We start from the raw sequence: 26,372 nt of genomic DNA, 5'->3' as shown, positions 1-26,372 counted from the left end.
TCATGACAAACAGGTGGAAATCAATCGGGCTTGCAGCCTTGCTCGCCGGTCTGACGCTCAGCGCAAGCTATGCCGAGGCCGCCGGTGTACTCACCATCGGCCGCCGCGAGGATTCGACGACATTTGATCCGATCAAGACCGCGCAGAACATCGACAACTGGGTGTTCTCCAACGTCTACGACGTGCTGATCCGCGTCGACAAGACAGGCACGAAACTGGAGCCGGGCCTTGCCGAAAGCTGGACCGTCTCTGATGACGGGCTGACCTACACGTTCAAGATCCGCGACGCAAAATTCTCGGACGGTTCGCCGCTGACGGCGGAAGACGCGGCCTACAGCCTGCTGCGCATCCGCGATGACGCTGCCTCGCTCTGGAGCGATTCCTATAAGGTGATCGACACGGCAGTGGCGACCGACGCACACACGCTGACGATCAAGCTCAAGAACCAGTCCGCGCCGTTCCTGTCGACGCTGGCGCTGCCCAATGCCTCCGTCATCTCCAAGAAGGGCATGGAATCGCTGGGCGCCGATGCCTATGGCGAAAAGCCGATCGCATCCGGCGCCTTCGTGGTCGAGGAATGGCGGCGCGGTGACCGCGTCATCCTGAAGAAGAACCCGAATTTCTGGCAGGCGGACCGGGTGAAGCTCGACGGTGTCGAGTGGATCTCGGTGCCTGACGACAACACCCGCATGCTGAACGTCCAGGCCGGCGAACTGGATACGGCGATCTTCGTTCCCTTTTCTCGCGTCGAGGAGTTGAAGAAGGACCCGAACCTCAACGTCGATATCGACGCTTCGACCCGCGAGGATCATCTTCTGATCAACCATGCGCATGGCGCGCTCGGCAAGAAGGAAGTCCGCCAGGCGCTTGACCTCGCGATCGACAAGAAGGCGATCGTCGATACCGTCACCTTCGGCCAGGGCACGGTCGCCAACTCCTATATTCCAAAGGGCGCTCTCTATTATTATGCCGACAATCTGCAGCGGCCTTATGATCCCGAAAAGGCAAAGGAGTTGCTGGCGGCCGCCGGCGCCTCGGACCTGACGCTGAACTATCTGGTGCGCGCCGGCGACGAAGTCGACGAACAGACGGCCGTTCTGGTCCAGCAGCAGCTGCAGAAGGCCGGCATCACGGCCAATCTGCAGAAGGTCGATCCGAGCCAGGAATGGGACATGATCGTGGCCGGCGACTACGACGTCTCGGTCAATTACTGGACCAACGACATTCTCGACCCGGACCAGAAGACCACCTTCGTTCTCGGCCACGATTCCAACAACAACTACTCGACCAATTACAAGAACGAGGCGGTGAAGGAACTGGTCGCCAAGGCGCGCCTCGAGCTCGACCCGAAGAAGCGCGAACAGATGTATGTCGATCTGCAGAAGATGGCCAAGGACGACGTCAACTGGATCGACCTCTATTACAGCCCCTATATCAACGTCTCGCGCAAGAATATCGAGAACTTCTACCAGAACCCGCTCGGCCGGTTCTTCCTGGAAGACACGGTCAAGAACTGAGTTCGGGCAGTATGCAGATGCTCCGTCGCCGTAAAGGCGGCGGAGCTTCATTTATTGCTGCGACACGTGGCTGGGGTCGCTTGCTTACTCGGCGGCGGCGAGCTTGTCCTGCGTCCTGGTGTCGAAGTCGCTGGCGTCGTGGCGCTCGTGCAACTGGCTCGAGGGGTCGCCGGAGAGCCGGTTGACCATCCGGCCGCGTTGCACGGCCGGCCGGCTGTAGATGGTGTCTGCCCAGCGCAGCACGTTCTTATAGTCCTCGACCTGCAGAAACTCGGCTGCACCGTAGGTCCAGCCCTTCACCAGGCCGCCATACCAGGGCCAGACGGCAATATCGGCGATCGTATATTCGCTGCCTGCCAGATATTCGCTTTCGGCAAGGCGACGATCGAGCACGTCGAGCTGACGCTTCACTTCCATGGCGAAACGGTCGATCGCATATTCGATCTTCGTCGGCGCATAGGCGTAGAAATGGCCGAAGCCGCCGCCGAGATAGGGGGCGCTTCCCATCTGCCAGAACAGCCATGACAGGCATTCGGCGCGCGCGCTCGGTTCGGTCGGCAGGAAGGCGCCGAATTTTTCAGCGAGATAGGTCAGGATGGCACCGGATTCGAAGACGCGGATCGGCTTTGGCCCACTACGGTCCATCAGCGCCGGTATCTTGGAATTGGGATTGACCGCGACGAAGCCGCTTCCGAACTGGTCGCCATCGCCGATCCTGATCAGCCAGGCGTCATACTCCGCACCTTCATGGCCAAGGGCCAGCAGCTCCTCGAGCATGATGGTGACCTTCTGGCCGTTCGGCGTTCCGAGCGAATAGAGCTGCAGCGGATGGCGGCCGACCGGAAGCTCCTTGTCATGCGTCGGCCCTGATATCGGGCGGTTGATGCTGGCGAATTGGCCGCCATTCGCCTTGTTCCAGGTCCAGACCTTCGGGGGCGTATAATCGGAAGTACCGCTCATCTTTCAAACTCCTGGTATTGATCGGACAGAGCGCGACGCCAGTTGGGCTGCCGCATTTTTCCTGACATAGCAGAGGCGACGAGGTTTTGTCAGAGGTGTCGAAGCGCTTCACACAATCGTCAGAGCGCCGGCCATATATCAATTTACGCTGTGAACACTAGGGTTTTGTAAGTACCAAAAATTGGCATATTGGACTCAAAGGAGATTCAGGATGGCTAGAAATACGTCCATATCGCTCAGTGACCATTTCACCAGGCTCATTGATACGCAGGTTCAGGCTGGCCGCTATGGTTCAGCCAGCGACGTTGTCCGGGCGGACCTTCGCCTCCTCGAAGAACACGAAGCCAAAGTGAAGGCATTGCAGGACGCCTTGATTGAAGGCGAAGAATCCGGCGCTGCCACGCCCTTCGATTTCGATGCGTTCAACGCTCGCAAACGGGCGGCGTTCGAGGCGAAATGACAGGCGTCATATTTTCTCCCGCCGCGCGATGATCTCGTCCAGCTGCCCCACGAGCACGCGATCGCCCTCGACGTCGCTCGCCATCCTGGAGAAGACATCCGCCATGCCGCGGAAAATGGTCGCCGCCGGATCATCCTCTCCGAGGAAATCGGCAATCTCCTGCATTTCGGCGACCCATCGATAGGCTTTCGCATACATGTCGGGAATGGATCCCGACAGCTTGCGATCGACGTCGGGAAGGCTTTCGGAGAGTTCGGCCATCAGGCTTTCGGCAGCACCCGAACGCGATGCCGCAAGCAGCATGGCGGCGCCAAGGCCGGTAAATCCCTTGTTGATGCCGGCATAACACATTTTCAGCGCAGAGGCGGCGCCGAGCGGTCCGTCGAGCCTGCGGATCTGCAGGCCGCAATCTTCGAGCAGCCTGCTTCGCTTGGCGGGGTCGCCGCTGATATAGAGGGTCGGTCCTGATTTGCCGGGAATCGGTGGCCCGCCGATGATGGCGCCGTCCAGTACCTCGACGCGGCTGCCTTCGAAGCGTGCGGCCAATGCCTGCATCGTTTTCGGCGCAATCGCGTTGAGGTCGATGAAGGGCGGCGGCTCGGGCAGCGTCGACGATATCTCCGCCACCAATTCGGCGACCCTGATCGCCTCCGCCGGCGGGACGATCGACAGGATCAGATCGGCCCTCGTCAGTTCCTGGCGGCTAACTGGAACCATGCCGGCCGCCTTCGCCCGGGCAATCGTCTGCTCGCTCCTGCCTTGGAGATAGGTCGGCACCATGGCGCCATGGGCAATCAGCCGTCTGGCGACAGCGCTTCCCATCGCGCCTGATCCGATAATCGCAATATTCGGCATGTGAACCTCGATGAGTGTCGACATCATGTTAGATTGCCGCTCTGGGCGTGCCGTCAACTCGCGAAGATGTCGCGGCAGGTCTTGTCCTTGAGTCAGAACTGCGTTCGTGTGCGCGCCGCCGTTGCGACATTGCGGCATTTCTGTTTGATATCAGTCAATGTTTAGCCGCTCGACGATCAGTATGATCGGCGCGACCATCGCATTCAAGGATATGGATTTCAATGTATCGAACGATCATCTGCGGCATCGGCATGGGTTCCAGGCAGACGGCAATCCGCATCCTGCGCCGGGCTGCAGCGCTGGTGGATGAAGGCGGAAGCGTCATCGTCATGCACGTCATCGAGAATATCCCGCACCGTCACCTGATGGACCTTCCCGAAGAATTCGAAACGAACGCGATCGTCGACGCCGAAAAGAAACTGTCATCGCTCTGCAAGGAGCTGGAAATACCGGCGGTCATCGAGGTTCGCATCGGTGTTGCGGCCTCCCTGCTGGTGTCTTCAGCAAGGGAGAAGTCGGCCGATCTCATTCTGCTTTCATCGCATGTGCCCGATATCACCGACTACGTCTTCTCCTCGATCGTCGAAAAGGTCGTGCGCCACGCCGGATGCTCGGTTCTTGTCGATCGGCGGCCAGCGCCAGCGCATGAAGGCTCAGCATCGCAAGCGGAAGATGTGGCACCGCTCTAACCTCCACAAGGCCTCCTGAAGAGCAATCCGAGCGGCCTCCCCTCCCCGATGGCGGCCCGGCAACCTATATCATCCCCAAACCAACCGGCAGTATTCGCTGCCTGACCGGAGATATGTATGAGCCAGGATCCATATGAGCTTCTGGGCGTAAAGCGGGATGCGACGCAAAAGGATATTCAAAGCGCGTTCCGCAAGCTCGCCAAGAAACTTCACCCCGACCTCAACCCCGGCGACAAAAAAGCCGAGGAACGGTTCAAGGAAATTTCGGCCGCCAACGAGATCCTGAGCGACGAGGAAAAACGCGGCCGCTTCGATCGCGGCGAGATCGACATAACCGGCGCCGAGCGGGCGCAGCGCAACTATTACCGCGACTATGCCTCGAAGAGCGGCCCTAGCGATCCCTATCACAACAGCGCAGGCTTTGCCGATTTCGGCGATGCCGACGATCTCTTTGCCAATTTCTTTTCGCGACGTACCGGCGGCGGCCAGGCCCGCAGTCATGGCCGGGACAGCCATTTCTCGATGGAGGTCGGCTTTCTCGACGCCGTCAACGGCACCAGGACGGAGATCAAGCTGCCTGAGGGGCCAGCGCTCGATGTACAGATCCCGCCGGGAACGCGCGACGGCCAGACTTTGCGGCTGCGCGGCAAGGGCGAGCCGGGTATCGGCGGTGGGCCGGCGGGCGATGCCCTCATCGACATCCGTGTGCGGCCGCACCGCTTCTTCACGCGCGACGGCGACGACATCCGGCTCGAACTGCCGATCTCGCTCGGCGAGGCCGTGCTCGGCGGCAAGGTTCGTGTGCCGACGCCGTCAGGGCCTGTCAATCTGACGCTGCCGCCTCATTCCAACACCGGCAAGGTCCTGCGTCTCAAGGGCAAGGGTGTTGCAAAACGCGGCGGCGAACATGGCGACGTCTACATCTCCCTGAAAATCGTGCTGCCCGATGCCCCGGATGAACGACTGACGGCCTTCGTCCAGGAATGGGCGACGGCAAACCCATACGATCCGAGAAAGAACATGGAGGCCTGATCATGGATGATCTCGAGTTCCGTCTTTACTTGAAAATCGACATCGTCCAGCTCGACCTCTGGGTCGAAGAGGGTTGGCTGATCCCGGAGACGTCAGGCGGCCAACGGCAATTTCGTGACGCCGATGTCGCACGCGCCCGGCTGATCCTGGACCTCATGGGAAACATGGGTGTCAACGAAGCCGGCGTCGATGTCGTCATGGACCTGGTCGACCAGTTGCACGGCCTCAGGGGCACGATGGGCAAGCTGATGACCGCCATCAGCAAACAGGAGCGGGATGTTCAGCGCCGGCTGTTCGAGAGCCTCGAGGAAGTCGACCGGTTTTAAACGATCGGCCGCATGCCTTCGAAGATTCGCCTGTCCCCAGTTCTCAGGTGGTGAACCAATAGCGGATGATGTGAAAGAATAACGGGGCGGCGAAGGTGATGGAATCCAAGCGGTCGAGCACGCCGCCGTGACCCTCAATCACATAGCCCCAGTCCTTGGCATTGAGATCGCGCTTGATGGCCGAGAGCACGAAGCCGCCGAAGAAGCCGGCGACGACGATGACCGTGCTGATGGCCGCTGCCTGCAGCGGGGAGAAGGGTGTCAGGCGATATAGCAGTGTTCCCACGAGGATGGCCGAGGCGCCGCCTCCGACTAGCCCTTCGATCGTCTTCGACGGGCTAATGTTCGGCGAGAAACGGTGCTTTCCGAGCAGCTTGCCCCAGACATACTGGAAAACGTCGCTGAGCTGCACGACCACGACCAGATAGACGAGAAGAAGTGCCGGCGGCGTACCAGTCTCCAGCATAAGGAGTGCGGGTGCGTGGCTGATCGAATAGACCGTCAGCATCAATCCCCATTGCACCCTGGCGCTGCGGGCGAGGAATTCGTTGACGTCGCCCGTCAGGGTCGCCACTGCCGGCAGGATAAGGAAGGCATAGACCGGGATGAAGATGGAAAAGAGGCCGTACCACTCGGTTCCGAGCAGCACGTAATGGATCGGCAGCACCACGAAGAACGACAGGAAAAGCGCCAGATGATCGCCGCGTCGCGATGGCGTCAGCGTCCAGAATTCGCGAAGCGCCATGAAGGATAGAAATGCAAACAGGACGACCGTCGACGTTTCGCCGAGCAGGATCGCGCCGCCGAAGACGGCGACCATGATCCACCAGGAGCGGATACGGGCGTTGAGGTTCTGAACGGTGGCGACGGAGCCGGGTTCTGTCGCGCGTCGCTGCAGGGTGAAACCGATGGCGGAGGCGACGGCAAGCAGGCCGAGGATAGCGGCTAGCACGAGAGAGAACATACTGGTCATGCCGTGTGCCCCCCATCCGCGAGCTCGGTGACAGCGGCACGGGCGCGCGCCAGGAATTCAGCCTTTTCCTCGCCCGGTTCGACGCGCAAGGGTTTGCCGAAGCGCGCCGTGCAGGTGATCGGCACGATCAGCATGCTTCCCTTGGGCAGGATGCGCTGGAGGTTGTCGAGATGGATCGGCACCAGATCGACATCGGGGAAACGGCAGGCAAGGCGAAAGATGCCGCTGCGGAACGGGGCGATCTCATCGGTGGTGCTTCTCGTTCCTTCCGGGAAAATCAGGACTGAGCGCCCCTCCTCAAGCAGGCGCTCTATCGGAGCCAGCGGGTCGGTGTCCGGCAGAGGCTTGCGGTCTATCAAGACGGCGCGCAGGCCTTTCTCTGCGATGAAACGGCGAAAGGCGCTCGTTCCCCAATAGTCCCGCGCCGCAACCGGATGGGTCATCCGGCGCACCGGCCAGGGCAAGGCGGCCATGACGGCGACGGTATCGATATGGCTGTTGTGATTGGCGAAATAGATGCGGCGGCTGGGATCGGGCGCGCAGCCCCGCCACTCGCTTCGGGCGCCGACCAGGATACGGACGAGCAGCACGAGAAACCGACGGATAATCGCGATCATAGTCTCTCCAGGGAAAGTTTCAGCCTCAACGTGCGGGTGATGCAGGTGACGAGGCTGCCGGCCGCGATGATCGCGGATGCAACGATCAGCGACCAATGGCTGGGGGATATCAGCGTCTCGATGCTCTGGGCGACGAGGCCCGCCGTCAGCACCGCCATGCGGCGTTGCTTGGCCATGATGCCGCTGAAATCCTGAGGAAGACCCACCGATCCGCCGAACACCCTGATATAGGCGGTAAGGGCTGCGAGCAGCGCAGACAACCAGCCAAGCCAGCCAAAACCGCAGGCGTAACCAGCCGCGATCAGAAACAGGCTGTCGGCGACCCGGTCGGGGAATTCATTATAGAGCGGCCCGCTCTTGGTTTTCTTGCCGCCTTCGATCGCGACCATTCCGTCCAGCAGATTGCAGACGAGCCGCAGTTGTACCGAGATCGCCGCGCAGACCATGGCTAAAGGATGTGTTGTGAAAACGATGAGCGCTGCGCCTATACCCGCGAATACGACCGACAGCAGCGAGATGCCGTTCGGTGTCGCGCCGCCCCGCGCCAGCCACGCGCTGAGGCCGATGGCCCAGGACGACGACCGGCTCGCGATCGGTCGCCGCGAGGCGCCCTCTTCTTCCCCCATTTCATGTCCCCCAACCCCAATGATCCTTGCATATCCTGCCGATGTCGTCACGCCAAGATATGACACCCTGTAAATCCAGCCCATCGCCTCCGCGCTCCGGCGAACATGGGTCGAACAGCCTGATTTTTAAGCCCGTTTACTGCTTGACACATTTTTGGGCGCTACTATGATTTTTGAACCAAATGGTAAAAAAAGGGGAGCAAAACAATGACCAAAGACATGCTGATTTCACGCCGGGCAGTGATCGCGTCGGGCATTGCGCTCGGCGTCAGCGGCTTCGCCCCGCTGGCAAGGGCGGCTGCGCCACTGAAGGTTGCCGGCATCCATGCGTCGCCAGTGGAAAATGCCTGGAACTCCTGTCTGCACAAGGCCCTGCAGGACGCGGCCAAGGAAGGCGTCATCGAATATGTCTTCTCCGAAGGCGTTTCCGGCACCGATTATCCGCGCGCCATGCGCGAATATGCCGAACAGGGCAACAAGCTGATTATCGGCGAGGCCTATGCGGTGGAAAAAGAGGCCCGGCAGGTCGCGGCCGATTATCCCGATACCGCTTTCGTGCTGGGTTCGAGCGGCGAGCAGGCCGGCGACAATTTTGGCGTCTTTGGCACCTGGAACCATGACGGCGCCTATCTTGCCGGCATGCTGGCCGGCAAGATGACCAAGTCGAATGTTGTTGGTTCGGTCGGCGCCATTCCGATCCCCGAGGTCAACATGCTGATCAATGCCTTCGCCGCCGGCGTCAAGGCGGTCAACCCGGACGCAAAGCACCTTGTCTCCTTCATCGGTACCTTCTTCGATCCGCCGAAAGCCCGCGAAGCCGGTCTTGCCCAGATCGACGCCGGCGCCGACATCCTGTTCGGCGAGCGCATCGGCACGGCCGATGCCGCCAAGGAACGCGGCATCAAATCGGTCGGCTCGTTGATTGACTATACGCCACGTTATCCGGATACGGTGTTTGCCAACGCCATGTGGTATTTCCGCCCGATCCTGGATGCCGCCATCGCCGATGTTGCCGCCGGAAAACCGGTCGGCAGGAACTACACGTCCTACGGCCTGATGAAGGAAGGCGGCAGCGACATCGTCTTCGTCAAGGGCGTGGCACCTGCCGATGCGGAGGCTGCGATGGAAGCCAAGCGGGCAGAGATCAAGGCCGGCACCTTCGAAGTTCCGAAGATGATGGACGAACCGAAGTAATTCGGCCCATGCAAGGCGATGCGACGGATCTGGCGGCAGTGATCAGGCATGGCAGCCTGAGCGCTGCGGAGGCGATGCAGGCTTCTCTTGCCTCAGCCGTGCTGCAGGAGCCGCTCGGCGCCATCGCCTATCTCGATGCCGCCATGGGCTTCGCTTCGGCCGAGGCCCGCGACAGTGAGCGGCGGAGCGCGCCCGATCGCTTTGCCGCCAGGCCCTTTGCCGGGGTGCCAACCCTGGCGAAGGATCTCGGCGGCCCCTTCGCCGGGCTACCGGTAACGGCAGGTTCCGGTCTCTTCGACAGAAAGGGCGGCGAAGCGGACTCCGATCTGGCTGCCCGTTTCCGCGACGCCGGCTTCTGTCTGTTCGGCCTGACGACGAGCCCAGAATTCGGCCTGTCGCTTGCGAGCGAACCGGCGATCGGGCCGATCTGCCGCAATCCGCTCGATCCGGCACGGACCGCCGGCGGTTCCTCCGGCGGTGCGGCGGCAGCGGTTGCCGCCGGGATCGTGGCGATCGCGCATGCCACCGATGCCGGCGGCTCGATCCGTGTGCCGGCCGCCTGCTGCGGCCTTGTCGGAATGAAGCCGACGCGCGGCGCGATGCCGGGCGGCCCATCCTTCGGCAATCACCTCGCCGGTATCGCCAGCGAACTTGCGGTCAGCCGTTCGGTGCGGGATACGGCCTTGATTTTCGCCACGCTAAGCGGCAAATCGCGAGGACCTTTTCCGGACCCCTCCCCTGTCGATATCGACAATGGCCGTTTGCGGATCGGCCTGCTTGTTGATACCGGCTCGGCCTATCCGACGGAGGACGATCGGCTCGCAGCCATCGAGGCTGCAGCCCGCGCGCTGGAGAGCGCCGGACACGAGATCGTTCCGCTCGCCTGGGCCGAGTTCGAATGGAGCGTCGCTGCCGGCGGCCGCGCCTTCGCCGACATCGTCTCCGTCAACCTTGCGGCACTCATCAAGGCGGCGGCTCTGGATGAAAGCAGGGCCGAGCCTCTGACCCAGGCCTTCGCGGTGCGCGGACGAACGCTTCCGGCCACATCGCTCTGGAACACGCTGAACAATGCCGTCCTGGTGAGCCGTAAGCTCTGGGAACTGTTCGACAGGGTCGATTGCATCCTCATGCCGATGCTGTCTTCCGCGCCCCTTGCGATCGGCTCCTTTCCGTCTGATCATGCCGACACGGATCTGCATCTCGAGCGGATGACGGCATTTGCGCCGCTTGCCTGCCTCGCCAATATTTCGGGTTTTCCTGCGTTGACGCTGCCTTTCGGACAGGATGAGCACGCCATGCCGCTGCCGGCGCAGATCATGGCGCCGATGGGGTACGAGCCGCGTCTGCTGTCGCTTGCCGCCCGCCTGGAGGCCGAGGGGCGGTGGCAGCATCGTTTTCCGGTCGCAGGATTGCCGTCATGACCGGGCCTGTGCTGGAAATTATCGGCGTCAGCAAGCGCTTCGGCGGCAATCTCGCCAATGACGATATTTCCATGACGCTTGCGATGGGCGAGGTCGTGGCCCTGCTCGGCGAGAACGGTGCGGGCAAGACTACGCTGATGAGCATCCTTTTCGGCCATTACATGCCGGATGTCGGCCGAATCCTGATCGAGGGCACGGAGGTGCCGCAGGGCAAGCCGCGTGCCGCAATCCGCGCCGGCGTCGGCATGGTGCATCAGCATTTTTCGCTGGCGCCCAATCTGACCGTTCTCGAAAACGTCATGACCGGCACGGAAAGACTGTGGTCCTGGCGCTCGGGAACAACAGCGGCGCGGAAGAAGCTGCTCACAATTTCCGAGCGCTTCGGCCTCAAGGTTGATCCGGATGCCCGCCTTGGCGACTTGTCGGTCGGCGAGCAGCAGCGCGTTGAGATCCTCAAGGCGCTCTACAACGATGCCCGCATCCTGATTCTCGACGAGCCGACGGCGGTGCTGACCAACATCGAGGCCGAGCGGCTGTTCACGACGCTGAAGGAAATGGCCCGCCAGGGCCTGTCGTTGATCTTCATCTCGCACAAGCTCGACGAGGTGATGGCAGCAGCCGACCGAATCGTGGTCTTACGCGGCGGCAAGATGGTTGCCGAGCGCAAGGCATCGGAAACCAGCAAGGCTGAACTTGCCGAACTGATGGTCGGACGCCGCGTGACGCGGCCCGTGCGCGAGCCGTCGACACCGGGTGCGGTTGCCCTCGAAGCGGCCGATGTGACGGTCCGCACCGGCGGCATCGATCGGCTGAAGTCGATCAGCTTCCAGCTACACCAGGGCGAGATCCTCGGCATCATCGGCGTTTCCGGCAATGGCCAGGCGACATTGGCGCATCTTCTCTCCGGTATGCTGGCGCGCAGCGGCGGCGACCTTCTGCTCTTCGGGGAAGCCGTCGGCAATCTTAGTGTTTCCGATGTCGTCGACGCCGGCATCGGCCGCATTCCCGAGGACCGTAACGAGGAGGGCGTGATCGGCGAAATGGCGATCTGGGAAAACGTCGTGCTGGAGCGCATCGCATCGCCGGGTTTTTCGCGCCATGGCCTCGTCAACCGCAAGGCGGGCATGGCTTTCGCGACCGAAATTATCGACGGGTTCGATGTCCGCGGCGGCGGCCCGGCCATCCGCACCCGGCTGCTCTCAGGCGGCAATATGCAAAAGCTCATTCTCGGCCGCAACCTGCATCGGCGGCCGCGCATCCTGATTGCCGCGCAGCCGGCGCGCGGTCTCGACGAAGGGGCCGTGGCCGCCGTGCACGCACGCCTGCTTGAAGTCCGTCGGCAGGGTACCGCCGTGCTGCTGATCTCGGAGGACCTCGATGAGGTGATCGCGCTTGCCGATCGCATACAGGCAATCGTCGGCGGCCGCCTGTCTCCGCCCGTCGAGGCCGAAAGCGCCGACGCCCGCAGGCTGGGGCTGATGATGGCCGGCGAATGGCAGGAAAATCCAGAGGCCGGCCATGCGATTTGAGCGCCGCGAGCACCGTCCGCTTTACCTGCTGATCGTCACGCCTGTGATCGCGGTGATCGCAGCGCTGGCGCTTTCGGGCATCCTGATATCAATCGCCGGCGCGCCTGTTATCGATGCCTATTGGCGCATCCTGACGGGTGCCTTTGGTTCGCGGCTGTCGGCGACCGAAACGCTGACGCGGGCAACGCCGCTGATGCTGACGGGGCTTGCCGCCGCCGTCGCTTTCCGGGCGCGGCTGTGGAATATCGGTGCCGAGGGGCAGTTCTATCTCGGCGCCATCGCCGTTGCCGCGGCAAGCTCGAAGCTGCTCGGCAATCTTCCCGCCCCCATTCTCATTCCGCTGCTGCTGCTGGTCGGCGCGATTGCCGGCATGGTGCTGATCCTGATCCCGCTCTGGCTCAGGCTGCGCTTCTCCGTCGATGAGGTCGTCACCAGCCTGCTCTTGAACTTCATCGCCGTACTCTTCGTCTCGATGCTGATCGATGGCGTTCTCAAGGATCCGCTGGCCTTTGGCTGGCCGCAGTCGCAATCCGTCAGCGATCATGCCATGCTGCCGAAGCTGATTGCCCGCTCGCGCCTGCATATCGGCTTTGCGATCGCGATCGGGCTGGCCATCATCGTCCATTTCGTCCAGTCCCGCACCGTGTTCGGCATGCAGTCGCGCGCAGCAGGCCTCAATCCCGGCGGGGCCGTCTTTGCCGGCGTCCCGCTTGGCAGAACGCTGGTGAAGGTCGCCTGTCTCTCGGGCGGGCTTGCAGGGTTGGCGGGAGCAATCGAGGTCATGGGCGTCAAGGGTTATGTGACGACCGACCTGTCGCCAGGCTTCGGCTATGCCGGTATCGTCGTCGCCATGCTCGCCAACCTCAATCCACTCGGCGTCGTCTTCGCCGCCATTTTCACCGCCACCATGTTCGTGGGCGCGGACGGCATGAGCCGCGGCCTCGGCATCCCGACCTATATCGCCGATGTCACGGTGGCGCTGTCGCTGCTGACGATGCTGATCGCCTTGTTCTTCACCCAATACAGGATCCGGCGATGATGCAGCTCTTCGACATCATCGCTTCCGCCGGGCTCTGGGCGGCAATCCTGCGGATCGCCACGCCGCTGATTTTCGGCACGCTCGGCGCACTGCTTTGCGAACGGGCGGGTGTGCTCAATCTCGGCATCGAAGGCATCATGACCTTCGGCGCGATGATCGGCTGGCTTTCGGTCTATCACGGCGCCGATCTCTGGACCGGCCTGCTGATCGCCGCGGTCGCCGGCGGCGTCTTCGGCCTGCTGCATGCCGGCCTGACGGTGACGCTCGGCCTCTCCCAGCATGTCTCCGGTCTCGGCGTCACGCTGTTTGCCTCAAGCTTCAGCTATTATGTCTTCCGGCTGATCGTGCCGCTTGCCAATACCCCACCCACCATCGTGCCGTTCCAGCCGATCGCCATTCCTGGTCTCTCGACATTGCCCTTCATCGGGCCGGCCTTCTTCACGCAGACGGCGCCGACCTATCTCGCAATCATTGTCGCCCTGCTGATGGCCTACATCATCTTCCGCACCCCCGTCGGCCTTGCAATCCGCATGACCGGCGAGAACCCGCATGCAGCCGAAGCCCAGGGCGTCAATCCGATGAAGGTGCGCTATGGCGCGGTCATCATGGGAAGCGCGCTGATGGGAATGGGCGGCGCTTTCCTGACACTGTCGGCCTTCAACAGCTTCTTCCCCACAATGGTGCAGGGACGCGGCTGGATCTGCATCGCGCTCGTCGTCTTCGCCTCCTGGCGGCCGGGCCGCGCGCTTTTCGGCGCCCTGCTCTTTGCCTTCTTCGATGCCTTTCAGCTTCGGCTGCAAACCGCACTCAGCGGGCTCGTGCCCTATCAGCTCTTTCTGATGACGCCCTATATCCTTTCCATTGCCGCCCTTGCCGTCATGGCCCGCCGCGCCCGCGTTCCACAGGCGCTGATGCAGCCCTATCGGCGCGGCGAACGCTGAACCACTTCTGTCCAATGAGGCTCCGATGTTCGATCTGATCGTCAGAAATGCAAATCTCCCTGATGGCCGAAAGGGGATCGATATCGGCATCCAGGGCGGCAAGATCATCACTGCCGAGCCCAATCTCCAGGCGCAGGCGCAAGAAGAGATCGACGCGACCGGCCGGCTGGTCAGCCCGCCCTTCGTCGATCCGCATTTCCATATGGACGCCACCCTGTCGCTCGGCCTGCCGCGCATGAACGTATCCGGCACGCTGCTCGAGGGCATCGCGCTCTGGGGAGAGTTGCGCCCGATCGTGACGAAAGAGGAACTGGTTGATCGTGCGTTGCGCTATTGCGATCTGGCGGTCACGCAGGGCCTGCTCTTCATCCGCAGCCATGTCGACACCAGCGATCCCAGACTGGTGACCGTCGAGGCGATGATCGAGGTTCGCGAAAAGGTCGCGCCCTATATCGATCTGCAGCTGGTCGCCTTCCCCCAGGACGGTTACTACCGCTCGCCGGGCGCAATCGACGCGCTCGACCGCGCCCTCGACATGGGCGTCGATATCGTCGGCGGCATTCCGCATTTCGAACGGACGATGGGCGAAGGTACGGCGTCAGTCGAGGCGCTCTGCCGCATCGCCGCCGATCGCGGCCTGCCGGTCGACATCCATTGCGACGAAACCGACGATCCGCTCTCGCGCCATATCGAGACGCTGGCTGCGGAAACCATCCGCTTCGGCCTGCAGGGGCGCGTCGCCGGCTCGCATCTGACCTCGATGCATTCGATGGACAATTATTATGTTTCCAAGCTCATTCCGCTGATGGCGGAGGCCGAGATCAACGTCATCCCCAATCCGCTGATCAACATCATGCTGCAGGGCCGGCACGACACCTATCCGAAACGCCGCGGCATGACCCGCGTGCGGGAGCTGATGGATGCCGGGCTCAACGTTTCCTTCGGGCACGACTGCGTCATGGACCCCTGGTATTCGATGGGGTCGGGCGACATGCTGGAGGTCGGCCACATGGCAATCCATGTCGCGCAGATGGCCGGCATCGACGACAAGAAGAAGATCTTCGACGCGCTGACCGTCAACTCGGCGAAGACGATGGGCCTTGCAGGCTACGGCCTGGAAAAGGGATGCAGCGCCGACCTGGTCATCCTTCAGGCCAGCGACACGCTGGAAGCGCTGCGGCTGAAACCCAACCGCCTGGCGGTGATCCGCCGCGGCAAGGTCATTGCGCGGTCGGCGCCACGCATCGGTGAGCTTTTCCTGGACGGGCGCCCGGCACGGATTGACGGCGGCCTGGATTACGCACCTCGTTATTGAGATGGGGCGAAAGCAAAAGGGCCGCGAAGCCGCGACCTCCTCAATCCGCCTGGCCTGGAGCCTATTTCTTCGAGGCCTCGTAGAGCGCCTTGGTTTCGGCGTTCATCGGGTACAGGCCGGGCAGCGGCACGCCTTCATCGATCTTCGTCATGATCCAGGCTTCCATGCGCTCCTGTTCCGGCGCTTCATCGAGCACCGCCTCGAGCAAATCCGCTGGAATCAACACCGCGCCATCCTGGTCGACGACGATAATGTCGTCAGGAAAGACCGCAACGCCGCCGCAGCCGATCGGTTGCTGCCAGGCTACGAAGGTGAGGCCAGCGACCGAAGGGGGTGCTGCGACGCCACGGCACCAGACCGGCAGGTTGGCATCGAGCACGCCGGCAAGGTCGCGCACGACGCCGTCGGTGACGAGGGCGGCAACACCCCTCTTCTGCATGCGGGCGCAGAGGATATCGCCGAAGATGCCGGCATCGGTGACGCCCATCGCATCGACGACGGCGACACAGCCTTCCGGCATCGCCTCGATCGCGGCGCGCGTCGAGATCGGCGAGGCCCAGGATGCCGGCGTCGCCAGATCTTCGCGGGCAGGCACGAAGCGCAGGGTGAAGGCCGGACCGACGATGCGCGGCTGGCCTGGCTTCAGCGGAACGGCGCCGCGGATCCAGACGTTGCGCAGGCCCTTCTTCAGAAGAACGGTCGTCAGGGTCGCCGTCGAGACGGTCTTGAGGGTTGCTATCGCTTCAGCGCTGAGGGCCATCGGGTATCGGTTCCAATTCGGTTTCTGTCAGATGCTCTGGATCATGCCGCCATCGACGCGGATCACCGATCCGGTAAGATAGGAGGCAGGCTCGCTTGCCAGGAAGGTGACGACATTGCCATATTCCTCCGGTTGGCCATAGCGGCCGAGCGGAATGCTGCCGGTGCTCTCAGTGACGACGTCATCGATGGAGCGGTTTTCGCGTTTGGCCTTCTGCTCGTCGAGGAAGGTGATGCGGCCGGTGGCGATCCGGCCCGGCAGGACGATGTTGACGGTGATGCCGTCGCGCCCGACCTCGCGAGCCAGTGTCTTCGACCAGCCGACCAATGACAGGCGCAGCGCATTGGAGATGCCGAGATTGGGGATCGGCGCGACCACGCCCGACGAGGTCGAGGTGACGATGCGCCCCCATTTGCGTGCCCGCATCTGCGGCAGCACCCGATCGGTAATGGCGATGACGGAAAGGACCATGCTCTGGAAATACTGGTTCCAGACCGTCGGATCCTGGCCGGAGACGGTGGTCGGCGGTGGGCCGCCGGTATTGTTGACGAGGATATCGACCGGTCCGAACTGGCGCTCGATTGCAGCGACGCGCGCATCGATCGATCCGAGATCGGAGAGATCCCATTGCAGCGCCAGCGCCTTACCGCCTCCGGATTCAACCGCAGCCGCGGTCTTCTCAGCAGCGGCGAGATCGACATCCGCTGCGGCAATTCTGGCGCCTTCGCGCGCAAGCTTGGCGGCAATTGCACTGCCCAATCCGCCGCCGGCGCCAAGCACCAGGGCCGTCTTGTCCTTCAGGCCGAAATCCATTTCATCCGTCTCCTCATAGGGTCGGGCCATCTTTCGGTGCAATGGATCGTAAATAAAATATCGCTTTTGCTTCGTTCAGGAGATAGAAAAACTATCGATGGACACGCGTTTCCTCGAAACCTTCATTGTCGTTGCCGAGCGGCACTCGCTGGCGGAGGCCGCCCAGCGGCTGAACCTCACGCCCGCGGCTGTTGCCCAGCGCATCCGCGCATTGGAGGCCGAGCTCGGGGTGCGGCTGCTGGTGCGCTCCGGCCGCGTCATGCGGCCGACGGAGGCGGGTTTTGCCATTCTCGAGCGTTGCAGGGATCTGGTGCGCGACACACGCGACCTGAAGGCCATGGCCGGCACCGCGACCATTTCGGGCGAGATGCGGATCGGGGCGATCAATACGGCGCTGACCGGCCTCGTTCCCGACATTCTCCACCGTCTCGCCCAGGATTACCCGCTGATCGAGATCTTCCTCAAGCCGGGCGCGTCGATGGACCTCTATGCCGAGGTTTTGAACGGCGCGCTGGATGCGGCCTTCATCATCGAGCCGCGATTTCCGATGCAGAAGACATTGACCTTCAACAAGCTGCGCCAGGAACCCCTGGTGCTGATCGCTCCGCGGGACTGTGAGGGGGCGGATCCGCTCGAACTGTTGAAGACCCTGCCCTTCATCCGCTACGACCGTAACCAGTGGGGTGGTCATATCGCCGACGAATATCTGCGCGAGAGCGGGATCCATCCGGTCGAGCGTTATGAGCTCGACGCGCTGGAGGCGATCGCGGTGATGGTAGACCGCGGTCTCGGAATCTCGATCGTGCCGGATTGGGCGCCGCCCTGGCCGGCGGGATTGGATATCGTCAAGCTGCCCCTGCCCCGCTCGTCCGCTATGCGCACCGTCGGCATCGTGGTGACGCGATCCTCGCCACGGGCAAATCTCGTCGCCGCGCTTCTGGAAACCAGCCGCGCGGCGATGGGAGCCTGATCAATTTCAGGCGATCTTCTGGCGAACCGGCAGCTTCCAGCCGGGCCGGACGAAGTGGCAGGTATAGCCGTTCGGAATCCGCTCCAGATAATCCTGGTGCTCGGGTTCGGCTTCCCAGAAATCGCTGACCGGCACGACTTCGGTGACGACCTTGCCGGGCCACAGGCCTGACGCGTCGACATCGGCGATCGTATCCCTGGCGACGCGCTCCTGTTCAGGGGTGACGTAGAAGATTGCCGAGCGGTAGCTCAAGCCAACATCGTTGCCCTGGCGGTTGCGCGTGCTCGGGTCGTGGATCTGGAAGAAGAATTCGAGGATTTCCCGATAGCTGATCCTTGAGGGATCGAAGATGATCTCGATCGCCTCGGCATGGGTTCCGTGGTTGCGGTAGGTGGCATTCGGCACATCGCCGCCGGTATAGCCGACGCGGGTCGAAATCACGCCCTTGTATCGGCGGATGAGGTCCTGCATGCCCCAGAAGCAACCACCGGCGAGGACTGCACGTTCTTCGGTCATTGGATATCTCCTTTTCCGCAAGAGATAGTATCTCCTGCCGCCAATTTCCACACGGCGCAAAGAGCACAGCTGTGCAATTTCCTCCAGACACGCCCGATCTGTCATGTCGATGTTACGCGCCGGCGCTAGCAAGGCCTTGGACAATCCTGCGGAGGCTGAGCCTCGACACCTGATGGAGACGGGTTATGAATAGACGCGAATTTCTGATCACATCGTCAGCCGCAGCCGGTCTGCTGGCTCTTCCGCGTTTCGCATCGGCCGCAGCCGGCACGATCGACCTCTACAGCGGTTCGGATGCCAATATCGTCGACCTCTGGAACAACACCATCCGCCCGGCCTTCGAAAAGGCGCATCCGGGTGTCGCCCTGAAGGTCACCGATGCCGGCGACAATAATGGCCTGCGCGCCATCGCCGACCGTGCGCTCGCCGCCCTGAAGACGAAGACCGATCCGCAGGCCGACCTTTTCGAGCAGTTCGATCCCCGCCTGCCATCCGGCGGCATCGATGCCGGGCTCTGGGTCAAGCTCTCCGGCGAGAACATCGAGGGCTACGACCATATCAACCCGCTTGCCTTCGACACACCCTACTCCCTTCCCTATCGCGGTTCGCAGGTGCTTCTCGCCTACGACACGACCAAGCTCGACCCGAAGGATGCGCCGAAGAGCTGGGATCAGCTCACCGCCTGGATCAAGGCCAATCCGGGCCAGTTCATCTATAACCGTCCTGATAAGGGCGGTTCGGGCGGAAACTTCGTCCGTCGCGCGATCCATGAGGCCAATGGCCGCGATCCAAAGAAGTTCAAGCTCGACAATTTCACCGCCGACTTCGCCACTGAGACGCTGACGCCGGCCTGGAAGATCCTCAACGACCTCGCCCCGGCGCTCTATGACAAGGGCGCCTATACCGCCGGCAACACCCAGTCGATCCAGCTGCTCGCCCAGGGCGTCGTCACCATGGTGCCGGTCTGGTCGGACCAGGTGCTGCAGGCGATCTCGCAGGGCGTACTGCCTGATACGACCGGCCTCGTGCAGCTTAGCGATCTTGCCCTTTGCGGCGGCTTCTCCAGCATCACCGTCTTCTCCAACGGCGCCAACAAGGATGCGGCGCTGAAGCTTGCCGCATTCATGCTGACGAAGGAAATGCAAGAAGCGATCGTCACGGAGATCGGTGGTTTCCCCGCCATCTCTTGGGATCACATCTCCGACGACCTCCGCAAGAAATATGCCGACGTCATTCCGTCGACCATTCCGACCTTCCCGGGCGGCGATTGGGAAAAGGCGATTGCCGACGGCTGGTACCGCAATGTTGCGCCAAGCATCAGCCGCACCTGATGTCCGCTGACACTGCGCCGGCGGTTCTGCGCCGTCACCGGTCCATCAACAGGGGGAGCTCGATCGGGCTCCTTCTCGTTGCCCTGCCGGTCCTCCTGCTCGCATGGCTGATCGTCTTTCCGATCTTTTCGGCGGTCGTCGGCACAATCTTCGTTCCAGGCCCTGACGGCGCGACGGAATTCTCACTTGCCTCCTATCGCTTCTTCTTCACCGACGGCTACAGCCTCGGCAATTTGTGGCTGACGCTCTGGACCACAGCCGTCTGCGGCATTCTGCTTCTGGCGATCGGCCTTCCGATCGCGCTTTACCTCCGGTTTTCGCAGGGGCGCCTTGCCGCCTATGTGCAGGCTCTTGCGATCTTCCCGATGTTCGTGCCGTCGATCATTCTCGCCTATGCGCTGATCAGGACGATCGGGCCGAACGGCACCGTCGACCTGTTGCTGAACGCCGTCAGCCTGCCGAAGCTGCGCACGCCCTATCTGACGCCGTGGGGACCGGTCATCGGCCTCGTCTGGGACAATCTTCCCCTGACGGTGCTGATGCTGACGGCGGGGCTTTCCTCCATTTCGAACAGTGCGATCGAAGCCGCCCGCGATGTCGGCGCAGGCCCTCTCCGGCTGTTCATCTCGATCATTCTTCCGCGCATGGGCAATTCCCTGCTGGTCACCGCGTCCTTCGCCGTACTGGGCATCTTCTCCGCCTTCACCCTGCCCTATGTGCTCGGCTCGGCATCGCCGGAGATGATGGGGCCGTTCATGCAGCGCACCTTCGCCGACATGAACGACCCGCTGAACGCCATGACCCAGGCCGTCATCACATTCGGCTTCTGCCTGATCTTCGGCATCCTCTACATCAGGTCGATCGCCCGCAACCGCGAGGCCCAGCCGTGAGTGCCGGCAGATCGAGCTTCGGCCTGCGATTCGACTGGATCGGCTTGCTCTTTGCGTGCCTGCTGACGCTGTTCATCGCGCTGCCGCTGATCGTCGTCGGAACATGGGCTTTCACCGAGGTCTGGCGTTATCCATCGGTGATCCCGCAGCAATTCGGCCTGCGTTTCTGGGGCCAGACGCTGGCACGTCCGGATGTCTGGGACGCGCTCTTCCTCAGCCTGCGGTTGACGACGACTGTGACAATTCTTTCCGCCGTGATCTGCCTTCCCGCGGCTTACGCCTTCGCGCGCATGCGTTTTCCCGGCAGGAACATCCTGTTTCTGTCGTTCCTCGCATCGCATGCCTTTCCGAAATTCGGCCTGCTCGTTGCCATTGCCGGCATCTTCCTGCAGCTCGGCCTGATCAGCACTTTCTGGGGCGTCGTGCTGATCCAGCTGGTCGGCACGCTGATGCTGATGATCTGGATTCCGGTCGCAGCCTTCCAGAATGTCGACCGGCGCATGGAAGAGGCGGCGCGCGATGCCGGTGCCACGCCGCTGCGCGTCTTCTGGTCGATCACCCTGCCGCAGGCCGCACCGACGATATCAGCCGCGCTGCTCTTGACCTACGTCGGCACTTTCTACGAGACCGAAGGCGCCTGGCTGATCGGCGCGCCCGAGATTCGCACCATGCCGGTGCTGATGATCAGCTTCATCAACAACCAGATCGTCGTGCAATACGGCGCCGTACTGTCAGTCATGCTGTGGGTGCCGTCCGTTATCGCGCTGATGTTTGCGCGCCGCGTGATCGGCACCGGCGCCTTTGCGAGAGGCTTCGGCGCGTGAAGCTTTGCTACATCAGAGATGGTGAGCATGAGGTCGTCCGAAAACCGCTCACACTTTTCGGCATCATGCTCTAGTTCAGGGAAGGGTTTGAGAATGGCACATCTTTCGATCGAGGGCGTTTCGAAGCTGTTCGGGACCACCTTTGCCGTTCGCGACTTCTCGCTCGAAGTCGGCGACGGCGAACTCGTCTGCCTGCTCGGCCCATCCGGTTCCGGCAAATCGACGCTTCTCAGGATGATCGGCGGCTTCGAGCGCCCGAGCGGCGGAACGATCCGCATCGACGCGAAGGACGTGACGACGCTGCCGCCCGAGCGGCGTCCGACCGGCATGGTGTTCCAGAGCCATGCGCTCTGGACGCACATGGATGTCTTCAACAACATCGCCTTCGGTCTGAAGCTCCGCCGGCTGCCGAAAGCGGAGATCCGTGAGCGTGTCGAGGATGCTTTGGCCCTGGTCGGTCTTGCCGATTACGGGCAGCGGATGACGACGCAGCTCTCCGGCGGCCAGCAGCAGCGTGTCGCCCTTGCCCGCTCGCTCGTGCTCGAGCCGAAGATCCTTCTGCTCGACGAGCCCTTCGCCAGCCTCGACCAGCACTTACGCGAAAGGTTGAGGGAGGAAGTGCGCGATATCCAGCAGCGCCTCGGCATCACCACGCTCTTCGTCACCCATGGCCAGGACGAGGCCTTAGCGCTCGCCGACCGCATCGTCGTCATGCGCGACGGAGGCACCGAACAGATCGCTCCGCCAAGCATCATCTACCGGCAGCCGCAGACGGCCTTCGTCGCCGGCTTCATCGGCTCGATGAATTTTGTCCAGAGCCACATCAAAAACGGCGTCTGCGAGCATCCGCTGTTTCCGCTTGCCGTTCCAGTCGAGGACGGGCCGGTGACGCTGGCCGCCCGCCCGGAAGCCCTGACGATCCGTTCCTCGGGCCGGGTCGATGCTGCGACAGTCCATCGCATCGTCGATTTCGGCACCCACAAGATGGTCGATATCGATCTTGCCGATGGCACCCGCCTGAAGGCGATGGTGGCGCCGGATGATCAGATCCGGGCCGGGATGAGAGTCGAGCCGAGCTTCGCCGGCTTTTTCATCTTCCGCGACAACGAGCTTGTCCACGCCGAGTTGCAGATCATGCCGCAGTACCTCGGCGACCGCATTAAGTCGCACACATAGATGCGTTTGATTCGGCATGAACGGCGCTTCAAGCTGTTGACTACGCCAGCTCACGCCGTGTGATCTGATGCCAGGTTTGATGTTTCGAACTAAAGTTAAAGTTTAGTCCGCGTTTTCCATGGTCTTTTTGTGTATCCGCGGTTGTGCGGAGCGACCGCCATTTCGATTATCTGAAAAAATTCAAACAGAAATGAAGGAATTTTACACGAGTGCATTAGTACATTTACATATTATAAACGTCTTCATTTAAGAATTAGCACTACCAAAAGTAATGGTATTTGATGGGTTTCGGCACGCGTTAACGGCCCATTGTGAAACGTTGGAGGAATGAATGTTGGGATTTGGCGCTGGCGCCGATGCAAAGGCCGTTCTCGAAGCGATGAGCAAATCTCAGGCGATCATCGAGTTCAAGCTTGACGGTTCAATCATCTTCGCGAATGAAAACTTTTGCCGGGCGCTCGGTTATCAGCTTTCTGAAATCGTTGGTCAACATCATCGCCTCTTCGTCGATCCGGCAGAAGCAGCCAGCTCCGACTACAGAGACTTCTGGGCAAAACTGGCGCGCGGTGAGTTCGATCAACGGCAGTATAAGCGCATTCGCAAGGACGGCACGGAGGTCTGGATCGAAGCCTCCTACAACCCGGTCTTTAGCGGTGGCAAACCCTATAAGGTCGTCAAATTCGCGACCGATATCACCGCGCAGAAGCTGAAGGCGGCCGAAGATGGCGGTAAGCTGAACGCCATTTCGCGCGCCCAGGCGGTCATCGAGTTCACTCCGAAAGGCGAAATCGTCAATGCAAATGACAATTTCCTGACGACACTCGGCTATGAGCTGACGGAAATCCAGGGCAAACATCACTCCATGTTCTGTGAGCCAAGCTATAGCAACAGTGAAGATTATCGTCGGTTCTGGACGAGGCTTGCCGCGGGAGAATTCGTTGCGGATGAGTTCTTGCGTATCGGCAAGGGCGGCAAGAAGGTCCATATCCAGGCATCGTACAATCCGATCTTTGACATGAACGGCAAAGTGTTCAAGGTCGTCAAATTTGCGACCGATGTCACCACGCGCGTCGGAAATGTCGACCAACTCGCGGGAGCGCTGAAGGCTTTATCAGAAGGCGATCTGACTCAGACCATCGCCCTGCCCTTCCTGCCCACCTTGGAGAAGCTGCGCGCTGATTTTAACGACGCTTCATCGAAGCTTCGCGTTACATTGCAGACAATCTCGCAGAACGCTGGCGCCATCGCTGCGGCATCGCAACAAATACAATCTGCCTCGAACGATCTCTCCAAGCGTACCGAGCAGCAGGCTGCTTCCGTCGAGGAGACGGCCGCAGCGCTTGAGGAGATCACAACCACCGTCGCTGATTCCAGTTCCCGCGCCCAGGAAGCAGGGCAGCTTGTTCGCAAGACCAAGGAGAACGCGGAGAATTCTGGCAACATTGTCAGTCAAGCCGTGGATGCGATGGGCAAGATCGAAAAGTCCGCCGGCGAGATCGCCAACATTATCGGCGTGATCGACGAGATCGCTTTCCAGACTAATCTTCTGGCGCTCAATGCCGGCGTCGAAGCGGCCCGAGCCGGCGACGCTGGCAAGGGGTTCGCCGTCGTTGCCCAGGAAGTTCGCGAACTCGCCCAGCGATCGGCCAAGGCGGCAAAGGAGATCAAAGAGCTGATCAATGCCTCGAACGAACACGTCAAAAGCGGGGTTGCCTTGGTTGGTAATACCGGCAAGGCATTGCAGGAAATCGTGACCCAGGTCGTGCAAGTCGACGGTAATGTCGGTGCCATCGTCGAAGCCTCCAAAGAGCAGGCAACGGGTCTCAAGGAAATCAACACCGCCGTCAACACGATGGACCAGGGCACACAGCAGAATGCCGCCATGGTCGAGGAGACGACGGCCTCGGCGCATAGCCTTGCCAAGGAAGCAGAGCAGCTCTTCGATCTCCTCGGTCAGTTCAACATCGGGACAGGTGCCGGTGCATCTCGTGCTGCCCCGGTTGCAGCCGACCGGCATTTGCGGGCTATGCCGTCGCCAGCCCGTCAGATGACGGCGAAGGTGGCCCGAGCATTCAACGGGAATGGCGCGCTTAAAGGCGGCGACAGCTGGGAGGAGTTTTGATGGCGTCGATATCCAAAAATCGCGAGGGACGTACGTCTCTTGAAATCATTGCATTCCAATTGAATGGTCAGAGCTTCTGCATCGAGACCACCTCCATTCGAGAGATACGTGGATGGGCGGCTTCGACGCCGATTCCGCATGCGCCGCCGGAAATGGTCGGTATCATTAACTTGCGAGGCGTCGTCATTCCCACAATCGACTTATGTCGCAAGCTGGGGATGCCGTCGTCGGAAGCGACCGAACGCAGTGCAATCGTGGTCGCGGAAGTTCACGGCAAACCGATCGGCCTAATGGTGGATCAGGTCACCGATATGCTTTCGATCAACGCCGATGATCTGCAACAGGCTCCAGAGATTGTCAGTTCGCCGGACCGCTCATACTGTGAAGGAATTATCACTCACCAGTCTGGGATGATTTACTTTCTCAGCTTGACCAGAATGTTCGCTGACGACGACAAAGCATTGGCCGCTTAGTTGTCCCGGTTCGGCGTTCAAATCGAAGAGTAGAGCATGATGTCGTCCGAAATCCGCCCATAGACATCATGCTCTAGCACCGCGCCAACACAGTTGTCGGCGTGACATCCGCTCATGCGGAAGCGGGATAATTGCACCGGAATGCGCCGGTTCATGTCTTGATCTGGAAGCCTCCCAGCAGCCATGGATGTAACGCCTTGCTGGCGGCCAGGATATCGCTCTTTCCGACAACCTTAGCGCCGGAAAAACGGGTGACGATGCCGCCCGCCTCTTCGACCATCAGCGCCGAGGCGCCGAAATCGTGGAGAGACAGCCCGTCTTCGAAGAACCCGTCCAGCCGGCCGCAGGCGACATAGGCGATCGACAGTGCCGCCGAGCCGAGGCGGCGCACGCCTGCCGTATTCGCCATCAGGCGTTTGATCGCATCGAAATAGATCTCTTCGGAAACCGCCTTGAGCTGGCCCGGGATCGGCAGGCCGGCGCCAACGAGCACGTTTTCGATGTCGCCGACATCGGCGCAGCGGATGCGCTCGCCGTTCAGATAGGCGCCGCCGCCGATCTCGGCGCTGAACAACTCGTCCTGCATGGCATCATAAACGACGCCCATGACGAGCCTGCCGCCTTCGACGATCGAGATCGTCATGCCGAAATGCGGAATGCCCCAGGCGTAATTGGTCGTGCCATCGATCGGGTCGATGTAGATGATTGGTGTTTCCGGACCCGCCGTGCGGTTGCCGACGGCTTCCTCGCCCTGGATGGCATAGTCCGGGAAGGCCTTCGTCATCTCGTCGACGATGATCCGCTCGACGGCAACATCGATTTCGGTTTGATAATCGCGCGGCGCCTTGGCGAGCATTTCTGCCGACGTTCGTCGCCGCAGGGAGCCGCGGGCGGTTTCGCCCGCCTTCAATACCGTTTCGGCAAGCACGACGAGGCGGGACGAGGCGGTCGGGGAAAGACGCGCGGAAATCGGGGAAGTTGTCATGAGAAAAGTCCGGATGCT

At 61.5% G+C, this 26,372-nt stretch carries 27 protein-coding genes; 18 read left to right on the top strand and 9 right to left on the bottom strand.

All coding sequences use genetic code 11. The features are described from left to right. Positions 1-2: 2 nt before the first annotated feature. Entirely contained in the window at positions 3-1,517 is a 1,515-nt protein-coding gene (locus C3Y91_RS01375) for an ABC transporter substrate-binding protein (protein WP_027688759.1), read from the top strand. Positions 1,518-1,601: 84 nt separating this feature from the next. Here C3Y91_RS01375 and yghU read toward each other — a convergent pair whose 3' ends face one another. After that, positions 1,602-2,477, bottom strand: a complete 876-nt coding sequence (gene yghU, locus C3Y91_RS01370) for a glutathione-dependent disulfide-bond oxidoreductase (protein ID WP_027688760.1) — start codon at positions 2,475-2,477, stop codon at positions 1,602-1,604. Positions 2,478-2,688: 211 nt separating this feature from the next. Between yghU and C3Y91_RS01365 the strand changes: the two genes are divergently transcribed. Beyond that, the gene (locus C3Y91_RS01365) at positions 2,689-2,937 is read left to right on the top strand and encodes a type II toxin-antitoxin system ParD family antitoxin (RefSeq protein WP_027688761.1); all 249 of its coding nucleotides are present in this window, start codon (positions 2,689-2,691) and stop codon (positions 2,935-2,937) included. Positions 2,938-2,943: 6 nt separating this feature from the next. Here the strand turns inward: C3Y91_RS01365 and C3Y91_RS01360 are convergent, their stop codons facing one another. Continuing rightward, positions 2,944-3,792: an NAD(P)-dependent oxidoreductase gene (locus C3Y91_RS01360; protein ID WP_051320224.1), complete on the bottom strand. Its 849-nt coding sequence runs from the start codon at positions 3,790-3,792 to the stop codon at positions 2,944-2,946. A 221-nt stretch (positions 3,793-4,013) separates the two neighbouring features. Between C3Y91_RS01360 and C3Y91_RS01355 the strand changes: the two genes are divergently transcribed. The 3 genes from C3Y91_RS01355 to C3Y91_RS01345 all read left to right on the top strand — a co-directional run bounded on the left by C3Y91_RS01355 (position 4,014) and on the right by C3Y91_RS01345 (position 5,839). Further along, positions 4,014-4,481, top strand: coding sequence for a universal stress protein (locus tag C3Y91_RS01355; protein ID WP_018069392.1), 468 nt, complete (start codon positions 4,014-4,016; stop codon positions 4,479-4,481). Positions 4,482-4,598: 117 nt separating this feature from the next. After that, positions 4,599-5,513, top strand: coding sequence for a DnaJ C-terminal domain-containing protein (locus tag C3Y91_RS01350; RefSeq protein ID WP_018484131.1), 915 nt, complete (start codon positions 4,599-4,601; stop codon positions 5,511-5,513). A gap of 2 nt (positions 5,514-5,515) precedes the next feature. Continuing rightward, a complete protein-coding gene (locus C3Y91_RS01345) occupies positions 5,516-5,839 on the top strand; it encodes a chaperone modulator CbpM (RefSeq protein ID WP_026170686.1) in 324 nt (107 codons plus the stop codon). A 43-nt stretch (positions 5,840-5,882) separates the two neighbouring features. Here the strand turns inward: C3Y91_RS01345 and C3Y91_RS01340 are convergent, their stop codons facing one another. From C3Y91_RS01340 to C3Y91_RS01330, 3 genes are read right to left on the bottom strand one after another with little or no spacing between them, the layout of a single operon-like run. Further along, the gene (locus tag C3Y91_RS01340; protein WP_018069389.1) at positions 5,883-6,812 is read right to left on the bottom strand and encodes a phosphatidate cytidylyltransferase; all 930 of its coding nucleotides are present in this window, start codon (positions 6,810-6,812) and stop codon (positions 5,883-5,885) included. Continuing rightward, the gene (locus tag C3Y91_RS01335; RefSeq protein ID WP_018069388.1) at positions 6,809-7,429 is read right to left on the bottom strand and encodes a lysophospholipid acyltransferase family protein; all 621 of its coding nucleotides are present in this window, start codon (positions 7,427-7,429) and stop codon (positions 6,809-6,811) included. The genes C3Y91_RS01340 and C3Y91_RS01335 overlap by 4 nt, the downstream gene beginning before the upstream one ends. Next, positions 7,426-8,055 carry a CDP-alcohol phosphatidyltransferase family protein gene (locus C3Y91_RS01330; protein WP_027688764.1) on the bottom strand — a complete coding sequence of 210 codons (630 nt, stop codon included), beginning with the start codon at positions 8,053-8,055 and terminating at the stop codon, positions 7,426-7,428. Before C3Y91_RS01330 ends, C3Y91_RS01335 begins: the two co-directional genes overlap by 4 nt. A 207-nt stretch (positions 8,056-8,262) precedes the next feature. Here C3Y91_RS01330 and C3Y91_RS01325 point away from each other — a divergent pair, with 207 nt between their 5' ends. From C3Y91_RS01325 to C3Y91_RS01300, 6 genes are read left to right on the top strand one after another with little or no spacing between them, the layout of a single operon-like run. Then, positions 8,263-9,249, top strand: coding sequence for a BMP family protein (locus C3Y91_RS01325; RefSeq protein WP_024320165.1), 987 nt, complete (start codon positions 8,263-8,265; stop codon positions 9,247-9,249). A gap of 8 nt (positions 9,250-9,257) precedes the next feature. Next, positions 9,258-10,670 carry an amidase gene (locus C3Y91_RS01320; RefSeq protein ID WP_168574895.1) on the top strand — a complete coding sequence of 471 codons (1,413 nt, stop codon included), beginning with the start codon at positions 9,258-9,260 and terminating at the stop codon, positions 10,668-10,670. Beyond that, on the top strand, positions 10,667-12,199 hold the full coding sequence (locus C3Y91_RS01315; protein WP_130662980.1) for an ABC transporter ATP-binding protein: 1,533 nt from the start codon (positions 10,667-10,669) through the stop codon (positions 12,197-12,199). Before C3Y91_RS01320 ends, C3Y91_RS01315 begins: the two co-directional genes overlap by 4 nt. Beyond that, on the top strand, positions 12,189-13,238 hold the full coding sequence (locus tag C3Y91_RS01310; RefSeq protein ID WP_027688767.1) for an ABC transporter permease: 1,050 nt from the start codon (positions 12,189-12,191) through the stop codon (positions 13,236-13,238). Before C3Y91_RS01315 ends, C3Y91_RS01310 begins: the two co-directional genes overlap by 11 nt. After that, complete coding sequence (locus C3Y91_RS01305; RefSeq protein WP_027688768.1) at positions 13,235-14,179, top strand: ABC transporter permease; 945 nt, start codon at positions 13,235-13,237, stop codon at positions 14,177-14,179. The genes C3Y91_RS01310 and C3Y91_RS01305 overlap by 4 nt, the downstream gene beginning before the upstream one ends. A gap of 25 nt (positions 14,180-14,204) precedes the next feature. Then, positions 14,205-15,494, top strand: a complete 1,290-nt coding sequence (locus C3Y91_RS01300) for an amidohydrolase family protein (RefSeq protein WP_130662982.1) — start codon at positions 14,205-14,207, stop codon at positions 15,492-15,494. A 61-nt stretch (positions 15,495-15,555) separates the two neighbouring features. Here C3Y91_RS01300 and C3Y91_RS01295 read toward each other — a convergent pair whose 3' ends face one another. Together C3Y91_RS01295 and C3Y91_RS01290 are read right to left on the bottom strand one after the other, a co-directional pair. After that, positions 15,556-16,254, bottom strand: a complete 699-nt coding sequence (locus C3Y91_RS01295; protein WP_024320159.1) for a ribonuclease activity regulator RraA — start codon at positions 16,252-16,254, stop codon at positions 15,556-15,558. A 27-nt stretch (positions 16,255-16,281) separates the two neighbouring features. Beyond that, positions 16,282-17,067 (bottom strand): SDR family oxidoreductase, encoded by a 786-nt coding sequence (locus C3Y91_RS01290; protein WP_024320158.1) that lies wholly within the window; start codon positions 17,065-17,067, stop codon positions 16,282-16,284. A 97-nt stretch (positions 17,068-17,164) separates the two neighbouring features. Between C3Y91_RS01290 and C3Y91_RS01285 the strand changes: the two genes are divergently transcribed. After that, positions 17,165-18,037, top strand: coding sequence for a LysR family transcriptional regulator (locus tag C3Y91_RS01285; RefSeq protein WP_024320157.1), 873 nt, complete (start codon positions 17,165-17,167; stop codon positions 18,035-18,037). 6 nt (positions 18,038-18,043) lie between these two features. Here C3Y91_RS01285 and msrA read toward each other — a convergent pair whose 3' ends face one another. Then, a complete protein-coding gene (msrA, locus tag C3Y91_RS01280) occupies positions 18,044-18,553 on the bottom strand; it encodes a peptide-methionine (S)-S-oxide reductase MsrA (protein WP_003551975.1) in 510 nt (169 codons plus the stop codon). A 185-nt stretch (positions 18,554-18,738) separates the two neighbouring features. On the opposite strand from msrA, the gene C3Y91_RS01275 reads away from it, so the two are divergent. From C3Y91_RS01275 to C3Y91_RS01250, 6 genes are all read left to right on the top strand, one after another. Then, positions 18,739-19,884 (top strand): extracellular solute-binding protein, encoded by a 1,146-nt coding sequence (locus C3Y91_RS01275; protein WP_024320156.1) that lies wholly within the window; start codon positions 18,739-18,741, stop codon positions 19,882-19,884. Further along, the gene (locus tag C3Y91_RS01270; RefSeq protein WP_024320155.1) at positions 19,884-20,774 is read left to right on the top strand and encodes an ABC transporter permease; all 891 of its coding nucleotides are present in this window, start codon (positions 19,884-19,886) and stop codon (positions 20,772-20,774) included. The genes C3Y91_RS01275 and C3Y91_RS01270 overlap by 1 nt, the downstream gene beginning before the upstream one ends. After that, a complete protein-coding gene (locus tag C3Y91_RS01265; RefSeq protein WP_130815059.1) occupies positions 20,771-21,598 on the top strand; it encodes an ABC transporter permease in 828 nt (275 codons plus the stop codon). The genes C3Y91_RS01270 and C3Y91_RS01265 overlap by 4 nt, the downstream gene beginning before the upstream one ends. A gap of 93 nt (positions 21,599-21,691) precedes the next feature. Continuing rightward, positions 21,692-22,774, top strand: coding sequence for an ABC transporter ATP-binding protein (locus tag C3Y91_RS01260; protein WP_168574894.1), 1,083 nt, complete (start codon positions 21,692-21,694; stop codon positions 22,772-22,774). Between the two features lie 331 nt (positions 22,775-23,105). Then, positions 23,106-24,896: a methyl-accepting chemotaxis protein gene (locus tag C3Y91_RS01255; RefSeq protein ID WP_130689171.1), complete on the top strand. Its 1,791-nt coding sequence runs from the start codon at positions 23,106-23,108 to the stop codon at positions 24,894-24,896. Next, positions 24,896-25,369, top strand: coding sequence for a chemotaxis protein CheW (locus C3Y91_RS01250; protein ID WP_018069369.1), 474 nt, complete (start codon positions 24,896-24,898; stop codon positions 25,367-25,369). The genes C3Y91_RS01255 and C3Y91_RS01250 overlap by 1 nt, the downstream gene beginning before the upstream one ends. A gap of 151 nt (positions 25,370-25,520) precedes the next feature. Here the strand turns inward: C3Y91_RS01250 and C3Y91_RS01245 are convergent, their stop codons facing one another. Further along, positions 25,521-26,354, bottom strand: a complete 834-nt coding sequence (locus tag C3Y91_RS01245; RefSeq protein WP_024320151.1) for an inositol monophosphatase family protein — start codon at positions 26,352-26,354, stop codon at positions 25,521-25,523. Between the last annotated feature and the right edge of the window lie 18 nt (positions 26,355-26,372).

Origin of the sequence: Rhizobium ruizarguesonis (genome assembly GCF_012349115.1) — a bacterium.
Classification (GTDB): domain Bacteria; phylum Pseudomonadota; class Alphaproteobacteria; order Rhizobiales; family Rhizobiaceae; genus Rhizobium; species Rhizobium ruizarguesonis.
The sequence above is the reverse complement of the archived record's forward strand: the minus strand, read 5'-3'. Positions and strand labels throughout refer to the sequence as shown.

What these genes read in the sequence shown, in the direction of transcription:
- C3Y91_RS01245 (WP_024320151.1), bottom strand. Translation starts at nt 26,354, where the DNA reads ATGACAACTTCCCCGATTTCCGCGCGTCTTTCCCCGACCGCCTCGTCC.
- C3Y91_RS01360 (WP_051320224.1), bottom strand. Translation starts at nt 3,792, where the DNA reads ATGCCGAATATTGCGATTATCGGATCAGGCGCGATGGGAAGCGCTGTC.
- C3Y91_RS01295 (WP_024320159.1), bottom strand. Translation starts at nt 16,254, where the DNA reads ATGGCCCTCAGCGCTGAAGCGATAGCAACCCTCAAGACCGTCTCGACG.
- C3Y91_RS01270 (WP_024320155.1), top strand. Translation starts at nt 19,884, where the DNA reads ATGTCCGCTGACACTGCGCCGGCGGTTCTGCGCCGTCACCGGTCCATC.
- C3Y91_RS01275 (WP_024320156.1), top strand. Translation starts at nt 18,739, where the DNA reads ATGAATAGACGCGAATTTCTGATCACATCGTCAGCCGCAGCCGGTCTG.
- C3Y91_RS01330 (WP_027688764.1), bottom strand. Translation starts at nt 8,055, where the DNA reads ATGGGGGAAGAAGAGGGCGCCTCGCGGCGACCGATCGCGAGCCGGTCG.
- C3Y91_RS01365 (WP_027688761.1), top strand. Translation starts at nt 2,689, where the DNA reads ATGGCTAGAAATACGTCCATATCGCTCAGTGACCATTTCACCAGGCTC.
- C3Y91_RS01300 (WP_130662982.1), top strand. Translation starts at nt 14,205, where the DNA reads ATGTTCGATCTGATCGTCAGAAATGCAAATCTCCCTGATGGCCGAAAG.
- C3Y91_RS01340 (WP_018069389.1), bottom strand. Translation starts at nt 6,812, where the DNA reads ATGACCAGTATGTTCTCTCTCGTGCTAGCCGCTATCCTCGGCCTGCTT.
- C3Y91_RS01260 (WP_168574894.1), top strand. Translation starts at nt 21,692, where the DNA reads ATGGCACATCTTTCGATCGAGGGCGTTTCGAAGCTGTTCGGGACCACC.
- C3Y91_RS01375 (WP_027688759.1), top strand. Translation starts at nt 3, where the DNA reads ATGACAAACAGGTGGAAATCAATCGGGCTTGCAGCCTTGCTCGCCGGT.
- C3Y91_RS01285 (WP_024320157.1), top strand. Translation starts at nt 17,165, where the DNA reads ATGGACACGCGTTTCCTCGAAACCTTCATTGTCGTTGCCGAGCGGCAC.
- C3Y91_RS01305 (WP_027688768.1), top strand. Translation starts at nt 13,235, where the DNA reads ATGATGCAGCTCTTCGACATCATCGCTTCCGCCGGGCTCTGGGCGGCA.
- C3Y91_RS01310 (WP_027688767.1), top strand. Translation starts at nt 12,189, where the DNA reads ATGCGATTTGAGCGCCGCGAGCACCGTCCGCTTTACCTGCTGATCGTC.
- C3Y91_RS01320 (WP_168574895.1), top strand. Translation starts at nt 9,258, where the DNA reads ATGCAAGGCGATGCGACGGATCTGGCGGCAGTGATCAGGCATGGCAGC.
- C3Y91_RS01345 (WP_026170686.1), top strand. Translation starts at nt 5,516, where the DNA reads ATGGATGATCTCGAGTTCCGTCTTTACTTGAAAATCGACATCGTCCAG.
- C3Y91_RS01290 (WP_024320158.1), bottom strand. Translation starts at nt 17,067, where the DNA reads ATGGATTTCGGCCTGAAGGACAAGACGGCCCTGGTGCTTGGCGCCGGC.
- msrA (WP_003551975.1), bottom strand. Translation starts at nt 18,553, where the DNA reads ATGACCGAAGAACGTGCAGTCCTCGCCGGTGGTTGCTTCTGGGGCATG.
- C3Y91_RS01315 (WP_130662980.1), top strand. Translation starts at nt 10,667, where the DNA reads ATGACCGGGCCTGTGCTGGAAATTATCGGCGTCAGCAAGCGCTTCGGC.
- C3Y91_RS01355 (WP_018069392.1), top strand. Translation starts at nt 4,014, where the DNA reads ATGTATCGAACGATCATCTGCGGCATCGGCATGGGTTCCAGGCAGACG.
- C3Y91_RS01255 (WP_130689171.1), top strand. Translation starts at nt 23,106, where the DNA reads ATGTTGGGATTTGGCGCTGGCGCCGATGCAAAGGCCGTTCTCGAAGCG.
- C3Y91_RS01325 (WP_024320165.1), top strand. Translation starts at nt 8,263, where the DNA reads ATGACCAAAGACATGCTGATTTCACGCCGGGCAGTGATCGCGTCGGGC.
- yghU (WP_027688760.1), bottom strand. Translation starts at nt 2,477, where the DNA reads ATGAGCGGTACTTCCGATTATACGCCCCCGAAGGTCTGGACCTGGAAC.
- C3Y91_RS01250 (WP_018069369.1), top strand. Translation starts at nt 24,896, where the DNA reads ATGGCGTCGATATCCAAAAATCGCGAGGGACGTACGTCTCTTGAAATC.
- C3Y91_RS01335 (WP_018069388.1), bottom strand. Translation starts at nt 7,429, where the DNA reads ATGATCGCGATTATCCGTCGGTTTCTCGTGCTGCTCGTCCGTATCCTG.
- C3Y91_RS01350 (WP_018484131.1), top strand. Translation starts at nt 4,599, where the DNA reads ATGAGCCAGGATCCATATGAGCTTCTGGGCGTAAAGCGGGATGCGACG.